This is a genomic window from Fructilactobacillus sp. X8R4C1 (genome assembly GCF_059900905.1).
The window spans coordinates 26,742-43,399 of sequence record NZ_JBWXVJ010000004.1 but is presented as its reverse complement, the minus strand read 5'-3'; the positions used below and the strand labels follow the sequence as shown (position 1 = coordinate 43,399).

The 16,658-nt window shown below is 39.9% G+C and carries 17 protein-coding genes; 15 read left to right on the top strand and 2 right to left on the bottom strand.

What is annotated here, in order from left to right:
• Window positions 1–8: 8 nt before the first annotated feature.
• The 12 genes from AC6UDA_RS06180 to AC6UDA_RS06125 all read left to right on the top strand — a co-directional run bounded on the left by AC6UDA_RS06180 (window position 9) and on the right by AC6UDA_RS06125 (window position 11,387).
• The gene (locus AC6UDA_RS06180; RefSeq protein WP_500711357.1) at window positions 9–719 is read left to right on the top strand and encodes an NAD-dependent protein deacylase; all 711 of its coding nucleotides are present in this window, start codon (window positions 9–11) and stop codon (window positions 717–719) included.
• Window positions 720–727: 8 nt separating this feature from the next.
• Entirely contained in the window at window positions 728–1,576 is an 849-nt protein-coding gene (locus AC6UDA_RS06175) for a DUF72 domain-containing protein (RefSeq protein WP_500699635.1), read from the top strand.
• A gap of 66 nt (window positions 1,577–1,642) precedes the next feature.
• Window positions 1,643–3,685, top strand: coding sequence for a methionine--tRNA ligase (gene metG / locus AC6UDA_RS06170; RefSeq protein ID WP_500711355.1), 2,043 nt, complete (start codon window positions 1,643–1,645; stop codon window positions 3,683–3,685).
• A 60-nt stretch (window positions 3,686–3,745) separates the two neighbouring features.
• Complete coding sequence (locus AC6UDA_RS06165) at window positions 3,746–4,519, top strand: TatD family hydrolase (RefSeq protein ID WP_500711353.1); 774 nt, start codon at window positions 3,746–3,748, stop codon at window positions 4,517–4,519.
• 1 nt (window position 4,520) lies between these two features.
• On the top strand, window positions 4,521–5,090 hold the full coding sequence (gene rnmV / locus AC6UDA_RS06160; RefSeq protein ID WP_500711351.1) for a ribonuclease M5: 570 nt from the start codon (window positions 4,521–4,523) through the stop codon (window positions 5,088–5,090).
• Window positions 5,083–5,973 carry a 16S rRNA (adenine(1518)-N(6)/adenine(1519)-N(6))-dimethyltransferase RsmA gene (gene rsmA, locus AC6UDA_RS06155; RefSeq protein WP_500711349.1) on the top strand — a complete coding sequence of 297 codons (891 nt, stop codon included), beginning with the start codon at window positions 5,083–5,085 and terminating at the stop codon, window positions 5,971–5,973. The genes rnmV and rsmA overlap by 8 nt, the downstream gene beginning before the upstream one ends.
• 72 nt (window positions 5,974–6,045) lie before the next feature.
• Window positions 6,046–6,276 (top strand): Veg family protein, encoded by a 231-nt coding sequence (locus tag AC6UDA_RS06150; RefSeq protein ID WP_500693999.1) that lies wholly within the window; start codon window positions 6,046–6,048, stop codon window positions 6,274–6,276.
• A gap of 209 nt (window positions 6,277–6,485) precedes the next feature.
• Window positions 6,486–7,184, top strand: coding sequence for a metal ABC transporter ATP-binding protein (locus tag AC6UDA_RS06145; protein WP_500711347.1), 699 nt, complete (start codon window positions 6,486–6,488; stop codon window positions 7,182–7,184).
• Window positions 7,177–7,977, top strand: a complete 801-nt coding sequence (locus AC6UDA_RS06140; RefSeq protein ID WP_500693997.1) for a metal ABC transporter permease — start codon at window positions 7,177–7,179, stop codon at window positions 7,975–7,977. Before AC6UDA_RS06145 ends, AC6UDA_RS06140 begins: the two co-directional genes overlap by 8 nt.
• 106 nt (window positions 7,978–8,083) lie before the next feature.
• Window positions 8,084–8,911 (top strand): pur operon repressor, encoded by an 828-nt coding sequence (gene purR / locus AC6UDA_RS06135; RefSeq protein WP_500693996.1) that lies wholly within the window; start codon window positions 8,084–8,086, stop codon window positions 8,909–8,911.
• Between the two features lie 24 nt (window positions 8,912–8,935).
• Window positions 8,936–10,315 carry a bifunctional UDP-N-acetylglucosamine diphosphorylase/glucosamine-1-phosphate N-acetyltransferase GlmU gene (gene glmU, locus AC6UDA_RS06130; RefSeq protein ID WP_500711345.1) on the top strand — a complete coding sequence of 460 codons (1,380 nt, stop codon included), beginning with the start codon at window positions 8,936–8,938 and terminating at the stop codon, window positions 10,313–10,315.
• Window positions 10,316–10,394: 79 nt separating this feature from the next.
• A complete protein-coding gene (locus AC6UDA_RS06125) occupies window positions 10,395–11,387 on the top strand; it encodes a ribose-phosphate diphosphokinase (protein WP_500693994.1) in 993 nt (330 codons plus the stop codon).
• Window positions 11,388–11,444: 57 nt separating this feature from the next.
• Here AC6UDA_RS06125 and yidA read toward each other — a convergent pair whose 3' ends face one another.
• Window positions 11,445–12,254: a sugar-phosphatase gene (gene yidA, locus AC6UDA_RS06120; protein ID WP_500711343.1), complete on the bottom strand. Its 810-nt coding sequence runs from the start codon at window positions 12,252–12,254 to the stop codon at window positions 11,445–11,447.
• A gap of 1 nt (window position 12,255) precedes the next feature.
• Window positions 12,256–13,608 carry an HD domain-containing protein gene (locus AC6UDA_RS06115; RefSeq protein WP_500706684.1) on the bottom strand — a complete coding sequence of 451 codons (1,353 nt, stop codon included), beginning with the start codon at window positions 13,606–13,608 and terminating at the stop codon, window positions 12,256–12,258.
• A 127-nt stretch (window positions 13,609–13,735) separates the two neighbouring features.
• Here AC6UDA_RS06115 and AC6UDA_RS06110 point away from each other — a divergent pair, with 127 nt between their 5' ends.
• The 3 genes from AC6UDA_RS06110 to pyrG all read left to right on the top strand — a co-directional run bounded on the left by AC6UDA_RS06110 (window position 13,736) and on the right by pyrG (window position 16,556).
• Window positions 13,736–14,170 (top strand): YwiB family protein, encoded by a 435-nt coding sequence (locus tag AC6UDA_RS06110; protein ID WP_500706682.1) that lies wholly within the window; start codon window positions 13,736–13,738, stop codon window positions 14,168–14,170.
• A gap of 45 nt (window positions 14,171–14,215) precedes the next feature.
• Window positions 14,216–14,791, top strand: a complete 576-nt coding sequence (gene rpoE / locus AC6UDA_RS06105) for a DNA-directed RNA polymerase subunit delta (RefSeq protein ID WP_500695768.1) — start codon at window positions 14,216–14,218, stop codon at window positions 14,789–14,791.
• A gap of 145 nt (window positions 14,792–14,936) precedes the next feature.
• The gene (pyrG, locus tag AC6UDA_RS06100; protein ID WP_500701208.1) at window positions 14,937–16,556 is read left to right on the top strand and encodes a CTP synthase; all 1,620 of its coding nucleotides are present in this window, start codon (window positions 14,937–14,939) and stop codon (window positions 16,554–16,556) included.
• Window positions 16,557–16,658: the final 102 nt, after the last annotated feature.

The following is a 16,658-nucleotide window of genomic DNA, read 5'->3' as shown; positions in this document are numbered from 1 at the left end:
GTGACAATATGAATCAAGATAATATTCAAGAAAAGTTTGATAATGCTAAAAACATCGTATTTTTAACGGGAGCCGGAATCTCTACCCCTTCTGGAATTCCCGATTATCGTTCTAAGGGCGGATTGTATACGAATGACAAGAGCAGTAAACCAGCGGAATATTACTTGAGTCACGACTGCTTAGTAAATGAACCTGAGGTATTCTACGAGTACGTCAAAAAGAACATGTACTATCCAGATGCTCAACCCAACATTATTCACAAAAAGCAGGCGGAATTAACCCGTCAAAATCGGGCTAGTATTATCACTCAGAACGTTGATAATCTGTACGAAAAAGCTGACGCAAAGAACCTGAATGAGTTTCACGGTAACTTGTATGATATTTACTGTCAAAAATGTGGCAAACACGTTGATTATCATGAATATATGAAGAGTATGTATCATCAAAACTGTGGTGGAATTTTGCGCCCTAACATTGTTTTATATGGTGAGGGAATTAATCCTCAAACAATTGAAAATAGTGTTCGATTGATGAGTCAAAGTGATCTAATTGTGATCGTTGGGACTTCAATGCGAGTCTATCCGTTTGCCGGATTACTTGATTACCGTAATCCTAGTGCCGATGTGATTGCGATTAACCAAGAGGCACTTAATTTTCCGTTTCCGTTCACCATGGTGCAAGAAGATGCCGTTGATTTCTTTGATAAACTGAAAGTATAGGTGGTAACGTGATTTTAATTGGACTGACAACCTGGTCTGATCATCCATCACTGATTAATGGGGAAGATCGCAAAGTTACTTTATCAGAATATGCGGAACATTTTCCCGTTGTTGAGGTTGATAATCCGTTTTACGGCATCCCTAAGATTAAGACGGTGGAGAATTGGCAAAAGCAGGTTCCAAACAATTTTCAATTCATCTTAAAGGCCAATTATTTGATGACCAAACATCATTTGCCACAGTTTGGTGAAGATAATGAGCAGGTTAGAAGGGAGCAATTTATGCGGTATGGTGAGATGGTTGCGCCACTAGTAGATGGTAATCAGTTGGCATCCGTTTTATTTCAGTTTCCACCGTACTTCCGTTTAAACAATGATAACATTAGGTACCTTCGACTAGTTCGTGAGTGGATGGGAAGTTTACCCATCTCAGTTGAGTTTCGAAATCCTAGCTGGTATGGTGATGAAATCTCAAATGATGTCCACGATTATCTAAAGAGCCTCAAAATGAGTGAAGTGATCGCTGACGAGCCCCATAACCTGTCAGATGGCGTGCCCTTTGAACCCGTTGTTACGGATAAGAATTTCGTCATGCTTCGACTGCACGGTCAAAACCAAAAGGGCTGGTTTGAAAAGAGCTCCCAGTGGCGTAAGAAACGGACTCTGTACCGTTATAACGAAGAGGAATTAAAGCATTTTGCCGAAGTTGTTGATGATCTACGCCAAAAAGCTAAGGTAGTTTGCGTCATTTTTAATAACAATTCTGGTCATGATGCGGCTGACAATGCCCTTCAGTTAAAAAAGATTTTAGGATTGAACTTTGGTGGGTTAGCTCCCATGCAACTCGATCTATTTTAAAGGGCAAAAGTAGTATAATATTGGTACGATTTAATTTGTACGATAGGAATAAAGGAGCGAATTGGGATGGCTGAAAAACCAACATATTACATTACAACACCAATTTATTATCCATCAGGAAGGTTACACATCGGGAACGCTTATACGACGGTTGCCTGTGACGCACTGGCTCGTTTTAAGCGGGAATCTGGCTACGACGTGTTTTATTTAACCGGAACCGATGAACATGGACTAAAAATTGAACAAAAAGCAGAAAAGTTGGGTGTTGATCCTAAAAGTTACGTTGATAAGATGGCCACTCAAATATCTGACTTGTGGGCTAATTTAGATATTTCTAACGACGATTTCATCAGAACCACTGATGATAAGCACGTAAAAGCCGTGCAAAAAATATTTCAAACGTTACAAGACCAAGGTGACATCTATCTTGGACAGTATTCGGGATGGTACTCGGTTTCAGACGAAGAATACTTTACCGAATCACAATTAGCAGAGGTTTATCGTGATGCTGAAGGCAACGTGATTGGCGGAAAAGCCCCATCTGGACACGAAGTTCAACTTGTTAACGAAGAGTGTTACTTCTTTAAGATGAGTAAATATTCTGATTGGTTAATGAATTACTACAAAGAGCATCCTGACTTCATTGAGCCGCATTCTAGAATGAACGAAATGGTTAACAACTTCTTAAAACCAGGTTTGGATGACTTAGCGGTTTCGAGAACCACCTTTAAGTGGGGAGTTCCCGTTAAGTCAAATCCTAAGCACGTGGTTTACGTATGGATTGATGCATTGTCAAACTATATCACTGCCCTTGGTTATGACAGTGATAATGACGAGTTGTTTAAGAAATTTTGGCCAGCTGATCTACAGATGGTTGGAAAAGAAATCGTTCGTTTCCATACCATTTATTGGCCAATTATTCTTCACGCCCTTGGTCTCCCACTGCCAAAGAAAATTTATGGCCACGGCTGGCTGACCATGAAAGACGGAAAGATGTCCAAGTCAAAGGGCAACGTAATTTATCCTGAGACGTTAATCGATCGTTATGGATTAGACGCTACCAGATACTATCTGATTAGAGCAATTCCGTTTGCAAGTGATGGGATTTTTACTCCTGAAGACTTTGTTGATCGGGTTAACTATGACCTAGCTAACGACCTTGGTAACTTGTTGAACCGAACGATTGCAATGGTCAATAAATACGAAGATGGCGTAACACCTTCATATCATGATTCTGATGATCAACCGAGTGTTGATTTACAAAAAGTTGCTAAAACAACCGTTTCAGAATTTAAACGGTTAATGAATGACACTCATTTATCTGATGCCTTGGCTGAGATTTGGAAATTAGTTTCTCAAACCAACAAGTACATCGATCAGACCGAGCCATGGACCTTGGCTAAGAACAAGGATGACGCAGATGACCAAGCTAAATTAGCAAACGTCATGAGTCATTTGGTTGCCAGTCTGCGCTTGATTGCAATCTTAGTAAGTCCAATCATGCCAAATGCGGCGAATGAAATGTATCGTCAATTAGGTCTTGATCAGATGGATGGGTTTGATATCAAGAATGCCGCTCTTTCTGGACTTCCTGAAAAACAAAAGGTAATTGAGAATGGTGAACCAATTTTCCCTCGTTTAGATCGCGACGTTGAAGTTAGATTCATTAAGGATCAGATGACTCAATCTGACAAAACAAAGGGTCGTTCAGCAATGAAACGTGCTGACCAAAAGAAAGCTTTTGACCCAGAAAAAACGATTTTGAAGTCAGAGAAGAAGACCTTGGACTTTAGTGATTTTGAAAAAGTTGAATTAAAGGTCGCAGAAATTAAAAACGTAGCTAAAGTTGAAAACGCAGACAAATTATTGAAGTTTCAACTTGATGCTGGCGATGACGGTGACCGTCAGATTGTTTCTGGAATTGCTAAGTGGTATCCAGATTTTAAACAGTTAATTGGTAAAAAAGTGATCATTGTTGCTAACTTAAAGCCAAAGAAACTTCGTGGTGAGTTAAGTCAGGGAATGATTTTGTCCGTTGAACAAAAGGACGGTTCAATTAAAGTAGCAACTGTTGACCAAACTTTAGATAATGGCAGTACTTTAGAGTAGTAAAAAAGTTTCACTAGTCAATGATTAGTGAAACTTTTTCGATTATGAAAGGAATAGTCAATGAAAATATTTGATTCCCACACTCATTTAAACGATCAACCATTCCAAAATGATATTGAGGGCTACGTTCGACACGCCAAAAGACTTGGTGTTGTTAGAATGGCTAACGTCGGGTCCAATACTGAGCTAAATGAGCGTTCCTTGGAGCTTTCAGCTCAGTACGACAATCTGTATTCAATTATTGGATGGCATCCAGAAGACGCTATGAATTACAATCACGAGCAGGAAGAACTGCTCGAAAAGCAACTAGAAAATCCGCAAGTTGTCGCTGTGGGTGAGATTGGAATGGATTATTTTCAAGATGTCACACCGAAAGACGTGCAAGAACGAGTCTTTCGGCGACAAATTGAAATTGCCAAAAACATGCATTTACCAATCTCAGTTCATAACCGAGATGCCTTTGAGGATGTTTATCGGATTTTAAAAGATGAAAATATTGGTGAAGTCGGTGGCATTATCCACAGTTTTAACGGAGATAGTGAATGGATGAAGAAATTCGTTGATTTAGGGATGGTGGTTTCATACAGTGGGGTCGTGAGCTTCAAGAAAACCAAAGAGGTTCATGAAGCCGCTCGTTTAACTCCGCTGGATAAGATTCTAGTGGAGACGGATGCCCCATATTTGACACCTGAGCCGTTTCGCGGACGACAAAATGAACCGGCTTATTCTTTGTATACCCTAGAAGCAGTTGCCAGATTTAAAGACATTGATCCTGATGTGGTCGCAAAGGCGACGTACGAAAATACGAATCGATTATTTGGATTGGATAATTAAAATGAAAAGAATTAAAGAAGTAATTGTGGTGGAAGGAAAAGATGATACCAAACAAATTCAACGAGCCGTTGATGCTGATACGATTGAAACCCGGGGCTCTGCGATTTCGGATGAGACCCTCGATCTAATTGATCGGTTGGCACAAACCCGTGGAATCATCGTTTTTACTGATCCAGATTTTTCTGGGGAAAAAATCAGAAAAATAATTTCAGATGAGATTCCAGAAGCAAAGCATGCCTTTTTGAAAAAGTCGGAAGCAGTTCCTGATACACAGAAGGGATCTCTTGGAGTTGAGCATGCTAGTCCAGAAGCAATTCGGAATGCCTTGTCTGAAGTGTACACCGAAAGCGATGAGAATCCAGAAGTCATTAGCAAGCGGGATTTGATTCAAGCTGGTTTAGTAGGAACGAAAGAAGCCAAGGAACGCCGACTGGAACTTGGTGAATTGCTTCATTTGGGGTATGTTAACGCTAAACAAATGCAAAAAAGATTGCGAATGTTTGGCATCACGAAAAAACAGTTTAACGATGCACTAAAACAAGTTGATGATAAGGAGGGATTAGATGAGTAAAGTTCCCGCAATCGGTAGTCCAGCTCGGACCCAGGCCATCTTGAACCGATACCGTTTAAATGCGAAGAAAAGCTTGGGGCAAAATTTCTTGAACGATCTTGGAGTTTTAAAAGAAATCGTTGCAGTTGCCCAAATATCAGAAGCCGATGATGTAATTGAAATTGGACCTGGCATTGGGGCATTAACTGAACAAATTGCTCAATCAGCTCACGCCGTAATGGCCTTTGAAATTGACGAGAATCTTCTCCCAATCTTGGATGAAACTCTCAGTCCCTATGACAACATTAAAATTATTAATGAAGACTTCTTGAAGGCTAATCTGCCAAAATTAATTAAAGAAAACTTTGATGGAAAACACCACCTAAAAGTTGTGGCTAATTTGCCTTACTACGTCACTAAACCAATCTTGATGGATATTTTAAAGGGCAACGTTAAATTTGATTCAACGGTGTTGATGATGCAAAAAGAAGTGGCAGAACGAATTAGCGCAAAGCCGGGCAATCGCGACTATGGAGCTTTGACGGTTATCACTCAGTATCTTAAAAACGTTGAGATTGCAATTAACGTATCGGCCAAGTCCTTTATTCCCTCACCAAAAGTTGATTCTGCGGTGGTCAAGTTAACCCCGAAAACAGATAAAAAGGTGATTGCTTACGATGAAAAAGCTTTCTTTGGCTTTGCGCATGGATGTTTCATGCACCGAAGAAAGACACTCTGGAATAATTTGCAGGGTATTTTTGGAAAGAAACCTGAGGTAAAAGAACAAATTGAACAGGATTTAAAACGGTTAGGCATTAATAAGTCAGACCGTCCCGAACAGTTATCGGTTGATCAATTTGTGAAAATGGCAAATCAGTTTCACGTAAGTGGATTGCTGGCATAACAGGCTATTCATCCATTACCTTTACATTATATTGATTTTAATGTATAATAGTAATACGCGAGGTGATTGATAATGCCAACTAGTCTATCTAAGATTAAATTATTTCTAGATAATCACATTGGACAGGAAATCCATGTAACTGCACAAGCCGGAAGAAAACGAACTAACGAATATGATGGGGTTCTGGCTGAGACATTTCCCGCTGTATTTTTAATTACACTTGATCCAGACGAGAAGTTAGGACAAGTATCATACAGTTATACTGATATTTTAACCAAGAACATCGAGATTAACTTTGTTTAATGAATTGACCGAAAGGTCTTTTTTTTTGCTTTATATTATTAGTAGTTAGTAAGATGATGTGGGTATTTAAATTAGTCAAGATAATCCATGATTTCCCCGAGCTGTTAGTTGCATGTCTTAAGATAACAGTGTTATATTAGTTGAGAACTATTGATTAGTTAGTAAGCTTCGTTAGTACTATTGAAGCTCGAAATGGTAGGAGTTTAAATATGAATGACTTAGTTTTAAAGATAGAAAATTTAACCGTTAATTTTGCGGATAAACACGTTTTAAGTGATTTGAGCTTTAACGTGAAACGTGGTAGTTTTTTAAGCATTGTAGGCCAGAATGGAGTAGGGAAGACCACCTTGATCAAAGTGATTCTTGGTCAATTGAAGCCCACCAGTGGAAAGGTTCAGTTTATCCCGGATCGTTCTCAGGTCAAGATTGGGTATGTGCCCCAGTTTAGAAATATTGATACCGAATATCCGTTGTCGGTAAAAGATTTTGTTGCTCTAGCTTTTAGTGGGTTTAAACTACCATGGCTTTCAAGAAAAGATCGTGAAACGTTAAATCAGGTCCTAACTGAGACTAACCTAACTGATATTGCCAAAGAACCATTAGGAAGAACTTCCGGTGGGGAAAAACAGCGAGCTTATCTAGCACAGGCGCTGGTAGTGAAACCCGATCTTTTGATTTTGGATGAATCGACGGCAAGTCTTGACCCAGAGGCCAAGGAGAACCTGCTTAATGTGGTTTCCGATCTAAACGTCAAAAGTGGGTTAACCGTAATTTTTGTTACGCATGACATTCCGCTAGCAAAGAAGTTCGCTAACGAATACTTGTTTTTGCGTCCTGATAATTATGAATTTGGACCAATTAAGAACTTAAATGTTGAAGAATTTTGGAAGGGGCAAGCCGATGTTTAGTTTTGAATTTATGCGTAATGCCTTTTTAGCCAGTACCATCATTGCGGTGGTCTGTGGGGTCATCGGGGTGTTTGTCGTTTCAAGAAACATGCCGTTTCTGACCCACACTTTATCTGAGATTGGGTTTGCTGGAGCTTCCTTTGGAATGTTTGTTGGGATTAGTCCGTTAAACGGGATGCTACTCTTTACCACCATTAGTTCGGTTCTCGTTGGGAGAATGAGTGCTGGCTCCGTTGCCGAAAGACGAGAAGATACCATCAGTGCTGTTTCGGCCCTCTTTATTGGACTAGGAGTCTTATTTCTAGCCCTTTCAAACAGTAGTGCTAGTTATGCCACTAATATCTTGTTCGGAAGTATTGTCGGAATCAGTGCTTCTGAAGTCCATCAGATGATTTGGTTATCGGTGATTGTGTTAATCGTGACCCTATGTATTTATCGGGACTTAAAGTTTGATTCGTTTGATGCAGTGGGAGCCAGAGCCCAGAAAATTCCAAGTGGAATCCTCTCATTGATTTTCCTAGTGATGCTGGCCTTAAGTGTCTCCGTGGCTGCTCAAATTGTCGGGGCACTTTTGATTTTTATCCTTTTGACTTTGCCAGCTGCGAGTGCTAAATACTTTGCCCATTCAGTCGGAAAAATGATTGGACTGGCCATTGTTTTTGGTTTGATCGGAGTTTGGGCCGGATTAACGCTTGGATACTACACGAACTGGCCGGTAAGTTTCTTTATTGCTGTTATTGAGGTTGCCATTTACTTTGGATCACTGATTTATAATCACTTTAGGGAGGGCTAATTTGATTTAGTTCCTCTTTTTTTACTCTTTTTTCGATAAAGTGAAGTAAAACACGAACATTTATGCTAAAATTTCCTTGTGTGCCAATTTATGACGAGGTGAAAGCATGAAATTTAAAAGAAGTGAACGATTAGTAGATATGACAAACTATCTATTAAACCGTCCTCATACATTAGTACCATTAACTTTTTTCGCTAAGCGCTACAATTCTGCTAAATCTTCCATTAGTGAGGACTTAGCCATTGTGAAGCAAGCATTTCAACAACGTGGGATTGGTCTGGTTGAGACCGTTCCCGGAGCTTCTGGGGGCGCCAAATTTACGCCATACATTTTAAAAGAGGCGGCTGATCAGTTTATTAAAGAGGTCTCTGACATCTTAAACGATAACGATCGTTATCTTCCTGGTGGTTATGTTTATATGTCCGATATTTTAGGCCAACCGGAGAAGTTGAAAACCATTGGGCGGATCATTGCCACCCAATACCTGTTTCAGAAAGTTGACGCAGTACTAACGGTGGCAACGAGAGGAATTCCAGTTGCCGAAGCTTCTGCCACGTATTTAAATGTGCCACTGGTAATTGCTAGGCACGACTCTCAAATTACTGAGGGGTCGACCGTGAGTGTTAACTACGTTTCCGCATCTAGTCAAGAAGTTAAACGAATGACAATCTCAAAAAGAAGCCTGAAGCCAGGTTCTAACGTTTTGATTGTTGATGATTTTTTGCGTGGTGGTGGAACGATTTCTGGTCTGACGTCCCTGATTGATGAGTTCGATTGTCATCTGGTGGGCAGTACGGTTTTTGTTGAAACCGATGACCCAGGTCACAGAAAGGTTACTGATTTTACTTCATTACTTAAAATGGATATTAAAGATGATCAGATTGAGATTAAACCTGGCAATTATGCCCAAAAAATTTTTGGGAGTACAAATTAAAAATTAATTACAAGGGGAACAAAAATGAGTTCAAAGAATACGATTATTTTAGCGGCTGGTAAGGGCACCCGGATGAAGTCCAAGTTATATAAAGTTCTCCACCGAATTTGTGGGAAATCAATGGTTGACCATGTTTTGACGCAGGTATCCAAGTTAGATATGGATAACATCATCACGATTGTTGGTTACGGTGCTGAAGATGTGGAAAACGAACTGGGCAATCGTTGTGAGTACGTCATCCAAGATAAACAACTTGGGACTGGCGATGCCGTTGCACGAGCTGAAGGACTTTTAAAGAACTCAGATGGTGAGACGTTAGTTATTAGTGGTGATACTCCATTATTTACCTCCTCTACTCTTAAGCAACTCTTTGAGTATCACGAACAAAAAAAGGCCACCGCGACCATTTTGACGTCTAAAGCTCCTGATCCGACTGGTTATGGCCGGATTGTTAGAAATGACATTGGGATTGTAGAAAAGATCGTGGAGCAAAAGGATGCTACGCCGGAAGAGCAGGGCATTCATGAGATTAACACTGGGGTTTACGTGTTTGATAATCATTCGTTATTTGAGGCTTTGCACAAGATTAATAACGATAACGCTCAGGGTGAATATTATTTAACTGATGCCATTGAAGTTTTAAAAAATGAGGGTCACACAATTGCTGCCTACAAGATGGCGAACTTTAATGAATCGATGGGTGTAAACGATCGGGTCGCTCAGGCCCGTGCCACTCAAATTATGCAAGCCCGGATTAATCGTCAGCACATGCAAAATGGTGTTACGATTGTTAATCCCGATGATACCTATATTGATAGTGACATTAAAATTGGTCAGGATACCATTATTGAACCAGGAGTTCAACTTCAAAATGGGACGGAAATCGGTAGTAATTGTATCATTGGTGCCCACTCTAAAATTTCTGGCAGTAAAATTCATGATAACGTTAAGGTCTTCTCTTCGGTAATTGAAGATTCTGAGATGATGCCAGGTTCTGATATCGGACCAGATAGTCATTTAAGACCGGGTGCTAAGATTGAAAAGAATGTTCACATTGGCAACTTCTGTGAGGTCAAAAGTGCCACCATTGGCGAGGGAACCAAGATGGGTCATCTGACTTACGTTGGCAATGCTAAACTCGGTAAACATATTAATATTGGTTGCGGAGTGATTTTTGCGAATTACGATGGAGCCCATAAGCACACCACAACGGTTGGTGATGATTCTTTTATTGGAAGTAATTCCAACTTGATCGCCCCAGTCCACATCGCTGATCATACCTTTATTGCGGCTGGTTCGACCATTACCGACGACATGGATCAGTATGACATGGGAATTGCTAGAGAGCGCCAGACTAACAAGCCGGGTTATTATAAAAAACTTCCCTTTAAAGGCGCTAATTAATTTGAGCTAAATAGTGAAATTGTTTTCTGAAAATAATATAATGGAATTGATTAGGTAGGAAAAAAATGTGGGGGTTATAATGGCTGAAAAGTATGCTGATCCAAAATTAAAGATTTTTTCTTTAAATTCAAATCGTCCGCTTGCAGAAAAGATTGCTAAACGAGTGGGAGTTCCCTTGGGAAAAGCTTCCGTCAGTCGCTTTAGCGATGGTGAGATTCAAATTAATATTGAAGAAAGCATTCGTGGCGATAACGTTTATATTATCCAATCAACTTCTGATCCCGTTAATGATAATTTAATGGAATTATTAATCATGATCGATGCTTTAAGAAGAGCAAGTGCCAAAACCATTAACGTAGTTATTCCATACTATGGTTACGCTAGACAAGATCGAAAAGCACGAAGTCGTGAACCAATTACCGCTAAGTTAGTGGCAGACATGCTGGAAAAAGATGGAATCACACGTTTGGTAGCCCTTGATTTACATGCTGCTCAAATTCAAGGATTCTTTGATGTTCCCGTTGATCATTTGATGGGGGCACCGCTCCTTGCTGACTACTTCATCAAGAACGGACTCGCAAAAGACGCGGTAGTTGTTTCACCTGATCATGGTGGGGTGAGTCGAGCTCGTGCCATGGCTGAGTTTTTAAAGGCTCCAATTGCTATTATTGATAAGCGTCGCCCAAAAGCCAACGTTGCTCAAGTTATGAACATCATTGGGGATGTAAAGGGGAAGCGTTGTATTATGATTGACGATATGATTGATACAGCTGGAACCATTACGAAAGGTGCGCAAGCCTTAATGGATGCTGGTGCTTCAGAAGTTTATGCATGTTGTACCCATCCCGTCTTATCAGGGCCAGCAACCGAAAGAATCGAAGCTTCGCCAATTAAGAAACTGGTTGTGACTGATTCCATTCAGTTACCCGATTATAAAAAAATTGACAAGATCAAACAAATTTCAGTTGCACCATTAATTGGAGACGCAATTACTAGAATTAACGAAAATCGTCCCGTTAGTCCGCTGTTTAGTCATCGGTTTGACTATGGTAAGGATGATGAAAAAAAGTAATGGATAAAAAAATAATCTTAGCTTAAAATGCTAAGATTATTTTTTTGCGCTCGTTTGTTATTGATTAACGTACTTATTGATGGCGTATGCTACCCCATCTTCTGAATTAGGTTTAGTAACAAATTGGGCGTTCTTTTTAACTTCATCGATTCCGTTACCCATGGACACTCCCAGTCCCGCAAACTTGATCATCGAAATATCATTCCCCTGATCGCCAATGGCCATGACGTTATCTGGCTTTAAACCAAGCTTTTCGGAAAGATCCCGTAAGGCATTGCCTTTACTTGAATTTGAGTTCATAAACTCAAGAAAGACCGGTGAACTCTGAACGACACTCATTCGGTCGTAGATTGATTTTGGTAGATTGCCCTTTGCTTTGGTGATCTTGTCCGGATAATCAACGTACATCAGTTTGTAAATGTTGACGTCACGAGTGATTTCACCAGGAGTTCGATATTTGATGGGCATCGAAACAAGATGGCTTTCTTCAACGGAAAAGGGACTGATATCACGATTGGTAGTGGTAATGGAATCAACCGTTTCGATTTGGAAGTGGACGCCCATTTCTCGTGACATCATTTCAATTTCTAAAAAGTCATCATACTTAACCGTTTCTTTGATTAACACTTTACCACTAACCGTTTCGACTAAAGCACCATTATAAGTGATGGCGTATTCATCGTCTCCGTCAATTCCGAGTTTATCAAGGTATGGCTTTACGCCAGTAATGGGGCGACCAGTACAAAGGACCACTTTTATGCCTTGATTGCAGGCTTTAGTAATAGCTTTGATGGTTGCTTTTGCTAATTGATTTTTTTCGTTTAATAGGGTGCCGTCGATATCGATGGCAATTAATTTGATATCCATGTTAGTTCTCCTTTGGAATTATAAGGTTGTCATTATCAATGTATTTTTGAAATTCATCGTATAAAGGTTGAAAGAGTTCAACGTTTTTTGTTGGCTTAAGCATTTCACGTGGAAAGAAAAAACGCTTGTCACCAATTAGTTTTCCGGTAATGGCACGAACTAGGTCACTAGCCTGAGAAAGTTCTACCAAATTACCATCATTTTCCATCAGTTCAATCTGGGCGTTTTGATGTTTACTTTTGGGATCGTAGACATCGTAGGGCTGATCAAAACTGTTGTCAGTGGCAGTGTAGTACTTTGGATTAAATCCGGCTTTTTCAATGATCTTTTGTAGCTTAGGGATTAAAAATTCCGTCTGATCATTGTATTTAGCGGATTTAAAGGGACGCCGATTTAAGAAACGTTTGGCGAGGTCAGAGAGAATCGGATCTTCCGACTTTCGCCACATGACGAAGTAGGTGTTAAGCACCCCATCGTCAATTTGTAAATAATCATCTAGGGAGTAGTTATTAGAAAAGATTGGCATTAAAAGACTAGGCTTAAAGGTGCTCTTAGGTTGTAACGCTAATTCTTTCGCCCGCATCAGTAGGTGACTTAAAATAACCTCCATCGAACGTGAGACGGGATGGAAGTATACTTGTTGATACATTTGAAAACGACAAACAATGTAGTACTCAATCGCATGTAAACCACTTGCCCGAAAACAAATCCCACCAGAGTACGGACGCATCACCTGAAGAATCCGATCCAAATCAAAATTACCGTATTGTGCTCCGGTGTAATATGAATCGCTTAGAAGGTAGTCCATCCGATCGGCATCAACTTGACTTGAAATCATTTGGACGACTTGCGGATTGTCATAGGTCTTGTTAATGACACTGGCGACGCGTTCGGGAAAATCGGGACCGACCTCACTTAAGACGTGGTTAATTTCCGTTTCGTTTGAAGTGATGATTTGCTGGGTAATCTGTTCGTGATTGGTGTGAAAAATGTGTTCAAACGTATGTGAATAAGCTCCATGACCAACGTCGTGAAGTAGAGCGGCACACAGGGCCACAATTCGTTCTGAATCGTCCCATAAGCCATCACCCGCTTTTTTAGACGGATAATTTCGCTTAAAATTATCACAAATTCGTCTAGTAATTTCATACACTCCTAAAGAGTGGCTAAATCGGGTGTGTTCTGCTCCGTGAAAGGTTAATGAAGTAGTTCCTAACTGCTTGATTCGTCTTAGACGTTGAAATTCAGGCGTATTAATGAGATCAAGAATTACTTGGTGTTCAACGTAAACGTGACCCAGAACTGGGTCACGAAAAACTTTGTCATATTTCAATGGTTGATTGTAATACTTCAATAAAAGACCTCCACTTATACTAATCTCTCTTCATTATAACTGAAATAAAAATAAACGTCATGACAAACTCAAAGTTAGTGCATTTCCATTGCTAACGGCGTAAAATCAAATTTGTGAGGTGATATTTTTGACAGAAAACGAAAAGATCGAAAAAGTTCAAGTTGAGATTGTAATCGAAATAAAACAGGACGAAAATGTCGAACACCATCATTTTAAAGAAAATGGGCAACTAGTTATGCTCAACGGCTATCGTTATTTACGTTACGTTGAACACGTTGACGGACAGCCGGACGTTCCTGTCACCTACCGGATTGGAAAAGATGCGATTCGGTTAACTCGTGCTGGCAAAAATCATCTTGAACTTCATTTTAAACCGAACGAAACAATCGAAGACTTGTACCGAACGCCATTTGGTAATCTAAAAATTGGGGCACATACCACTAGCATTAAGCAATCTAGAGATGATAAAAACGGCTGGCAAATGATTGAGATTAACTATGAGTTGTACACCGACGGACAGAAAGTCGGCGACTATCGAGTCAAATTGCAATTTAAATGTTAAACTAGTATTATTAGTCTGTTAGGAATCTAGAAAGGCGTGGTCGAATTGGAACTTAAAGAATTAGACAAGCAAGATAAAAGCGAATTATCAATGGTTGAAGTGGCTCATGCAATTTTAGCTGATGCTGGTAAAACCATGTCATTCGTTGATTTAACCAACGAAGTACAAAAATACTTGGGGGACAGCAACCAAGTAATTCGTGATCGTTTACCTCAATTCTACACAGACCTTAATGTTGATGGGAGTTTTATTTCCCTTGGCAATAACGTTTGGGGTCTTCGTACTTGGTACCCATATGAATCCATTAACGAAGCCACCATCAATGAAGGTGAAGAAGACAACGGTAATACTCCCAAAAAGCATCGTAAGGTGAATGCTTTTATGGCTGATGCAGCTGACGATGATGACGTGATCGACTATGATAACGATGATCCAGAAGATCAGGATGATTTTGATGATACCCCTGACGACAAGGATAAGTATCATAAGGATCTTGATGAAGAAAATCCTGATACTGATGATGACGCCATTGACGATGATGATGGTGTTGAAGGCGACCTCTCAGAGGTCAATCCAGATGACGATGACGATAAAAAAGATGATGACGACGACAATGATTAAACTTGACTAATTATGTAGAATCACTTAACATACTATTTGGGCACTTTGCAGACATGTGAAGTATTTCGAATAAGTAACCGCTCCCTATTCAATGAATGGGGAGCTTTTTTTATGTTGTAACCTAAATTTGATGGAGGAGTTAAGCATGACTAAGTATATTTTTGTAACCGGTGGAGTAGTTTCTTCCTTAGGAAAGGGAATTGTTTCGGCTTCAATCGGAAGATTATTGAAGAATCGTGGTTTTAACGTTACGATCCAAAAATTTGATCCATATATCAACATTGATCCGGGAACAATGAATCCTTATCAACACGGAGAAGTCTTTGTTACCGATGATGGTGCTGAAACTGATCTTGATTTAGGTCATTACGAACGTTTTATTGATAACAATTTAAACAAGTACTCTAACTTTACGACCGGTAAAATCTATGAAGAAGTTTTAAGAAAAGAACGTCACGGAGATTATCTTGGGAGAACCGTTCAGGTCATCCCTCACATTACTGGAATGATTAAACAAAAGATTATGAGTGCCGCTCAAAGCACGGACGCTGATATCGTTATTTCAGAAATTGGTGGAACGGTTGGAGACATCGAGTCCCTCCCGTTTTTGGAAGCCATCCGTCAGATGAAACATGAAGTCGGTGACGAGAATACTTTTTATATTCACGTTACGCTTGTTCCATACTTGCACGCCGCAAAGGAAATGAAAACCAAACCAACCCAGCACAGTGTTAAAGAATTAAGGGGAATTGGCATTCAACCCGATATGTTGGTTCTTCGTGCTGAGAAACCAGTTAGTGATGAGATGAAGAAAAAAATTGCCATGTTCTGTGATGTTCCGGTTAAGGATATCATAGAGTCCATCGATGCTCCTAACTTGTACCAAATCCCGCTTAGTTTTCAAAAACAGGACATGGACGATGAGATTTTAAAGCACTTTAACGTTAAAGCTCCAGAGGCTGACATGAAAGACTGGAAGAAGATGGAGAAGCACATCAGAAATCTCAAGGGTGAGGTTAACATTGCCATTGTTGGTAAGTATGTTGATCTAAACGATGCTTATTTGTCCGTCAATGAAGCTTTAAAACATGCTGGTTATGCTGCTGACGATAAGGTTAACATTCACATGGTTGATGCGGGTACGATTAACAGAGACAACGTTTCTAAGAAGTTAAAGGGAATGGACGGAATCTTGGTTCCTGGTGGATTTGGTAATCGAGGGGTCGAAGGAATGATTCAAGCCGCTCGATATGCTAGAGAAAATGATGTTCCTTATTTAGGTGTTTGCCTTGGAATGCAGATTGCTACCATCGAATATGCTAGAGACGTTGTGGGTTATAAGGATGCCAACTCAACTGAATTTGATCCGCAAACTAAGCACAATGTGATTGATCTCATGGCCGATCAAAATGATGTTACTGATGCTGGTGGAACCCAACGCTTGGGTGCTTATAAGACTAAGTTAAAAGCAGGGAGTAAAGCCGCCGCTGCATACGACAACAAAAAGGAAATCTCAGAGCGTCATCGTCATCGTTATGAATTCAATAATAAATTTAGAAAAGACTTGGAAGATGCTGGCTTAGTTATTTCTGGAACCTCACCAGATGATCACTTGGTTGAAGTAGTCGAAGTTCCAGCCAATAAATTTTATGTTGCAGCACAATACCATCCCGAATTTTTATCACGGCCAAATCGTCCCGAGGGATTATTCAAGGCGTTTGTCGCCGCTTCCGACAAAGAACACATGCATAATCACAAGAAGTAATCAGGCTTCTTTATAATCTTAATAAAATAATTTCTGATTTTGTATTGTGTTTTGGTGAAAACTTTCCTATGATTATTATTAAAAGATATGATATAAGTGAGG

Coding starts and splice junctions, on each gene's coding strand:
- rsmA (WP_500711349.1), top strand. CDS start 5,083: ATGAGTAAAGTTCCCGCAATCGGTAGTCCAGCTCGGACCCAGGCCATC.
- AC6UDA_RS06165 (WP_500711353.1), top strand. CDS start 3,746: ATGAAAATATTTGATTCCCACACTCATTTAAACGATCAACCATTCCAA.
- AC6UDA_RS06150 (WP_500693999.1), top strand. CDS start 6,046: ATGCCAACTAGTCTATCTAAGATTAAATTATTTCTAGATAATCACATT.
- glmU (WP_500711345.1), top strand. CDS start 8,936: ATGAGTTCAAAGAATACGATTATTTTAGCGGCTGGTAAGGGCACCCGG.
- yidA (WP_500711343.1), bottom strand. CDS start 12,254: ATGGATATCAAATTAATTGCCATCGATATCGACGGCACCCTATTAAAC.
- AC6UDA_RS06140 (WP_500693997.1), top strand. CDS start 7,177: ATGTTTAGTTTTGAATTTATGCGTAATGCCTTTTTAGCCAGTACCATC.
- rnmV (WP_500711351.1), top strand. CDS start 4,521: ATGAAAAGAATTAAAGAAGTAATTGTGGTGGAAGGAAAAGATGATACC.
- purR (WP_500693996.1), top strand. CDS start 8,084: ATGAAATTTAAAAGAAGTGAACGATTAGTAGATATGACAAACTATCTA.
- pyrG (WP_500701208.1), top strand. CDS start 14,937: ATGACTAAGTATATTTTTGTAACCGGTGGAGTAGTTTCTTCCTTAGGA.
- AC6UDA_RS06180 (WP_500711357.1), top strand. CDS start 9: ATGAATCAAGATAATATTCAAGAAAAGTTTGATAATGCTAAAAACATC.
- AC6UDA_RS06145 (WP_500711347.1), top strand. CDS start 6,486: ATGAATGACTTAGTTTTAAAGATAGAAAATTTAACCGTTAATTTTGCG.
- AC6UDA_RS06125 (WP_500693994.1), top strand. CDS start 10,395: ATGGCTGAAAAGTATGCTGATCCAAAATTAAAGATTTTTTCTTTAAAT.
- metG (WP_500711355.1), top strand. CDS start 1,643: ATGGCTGAAAAACCAACATATTACATTACAACACCAATTTATTATCCA.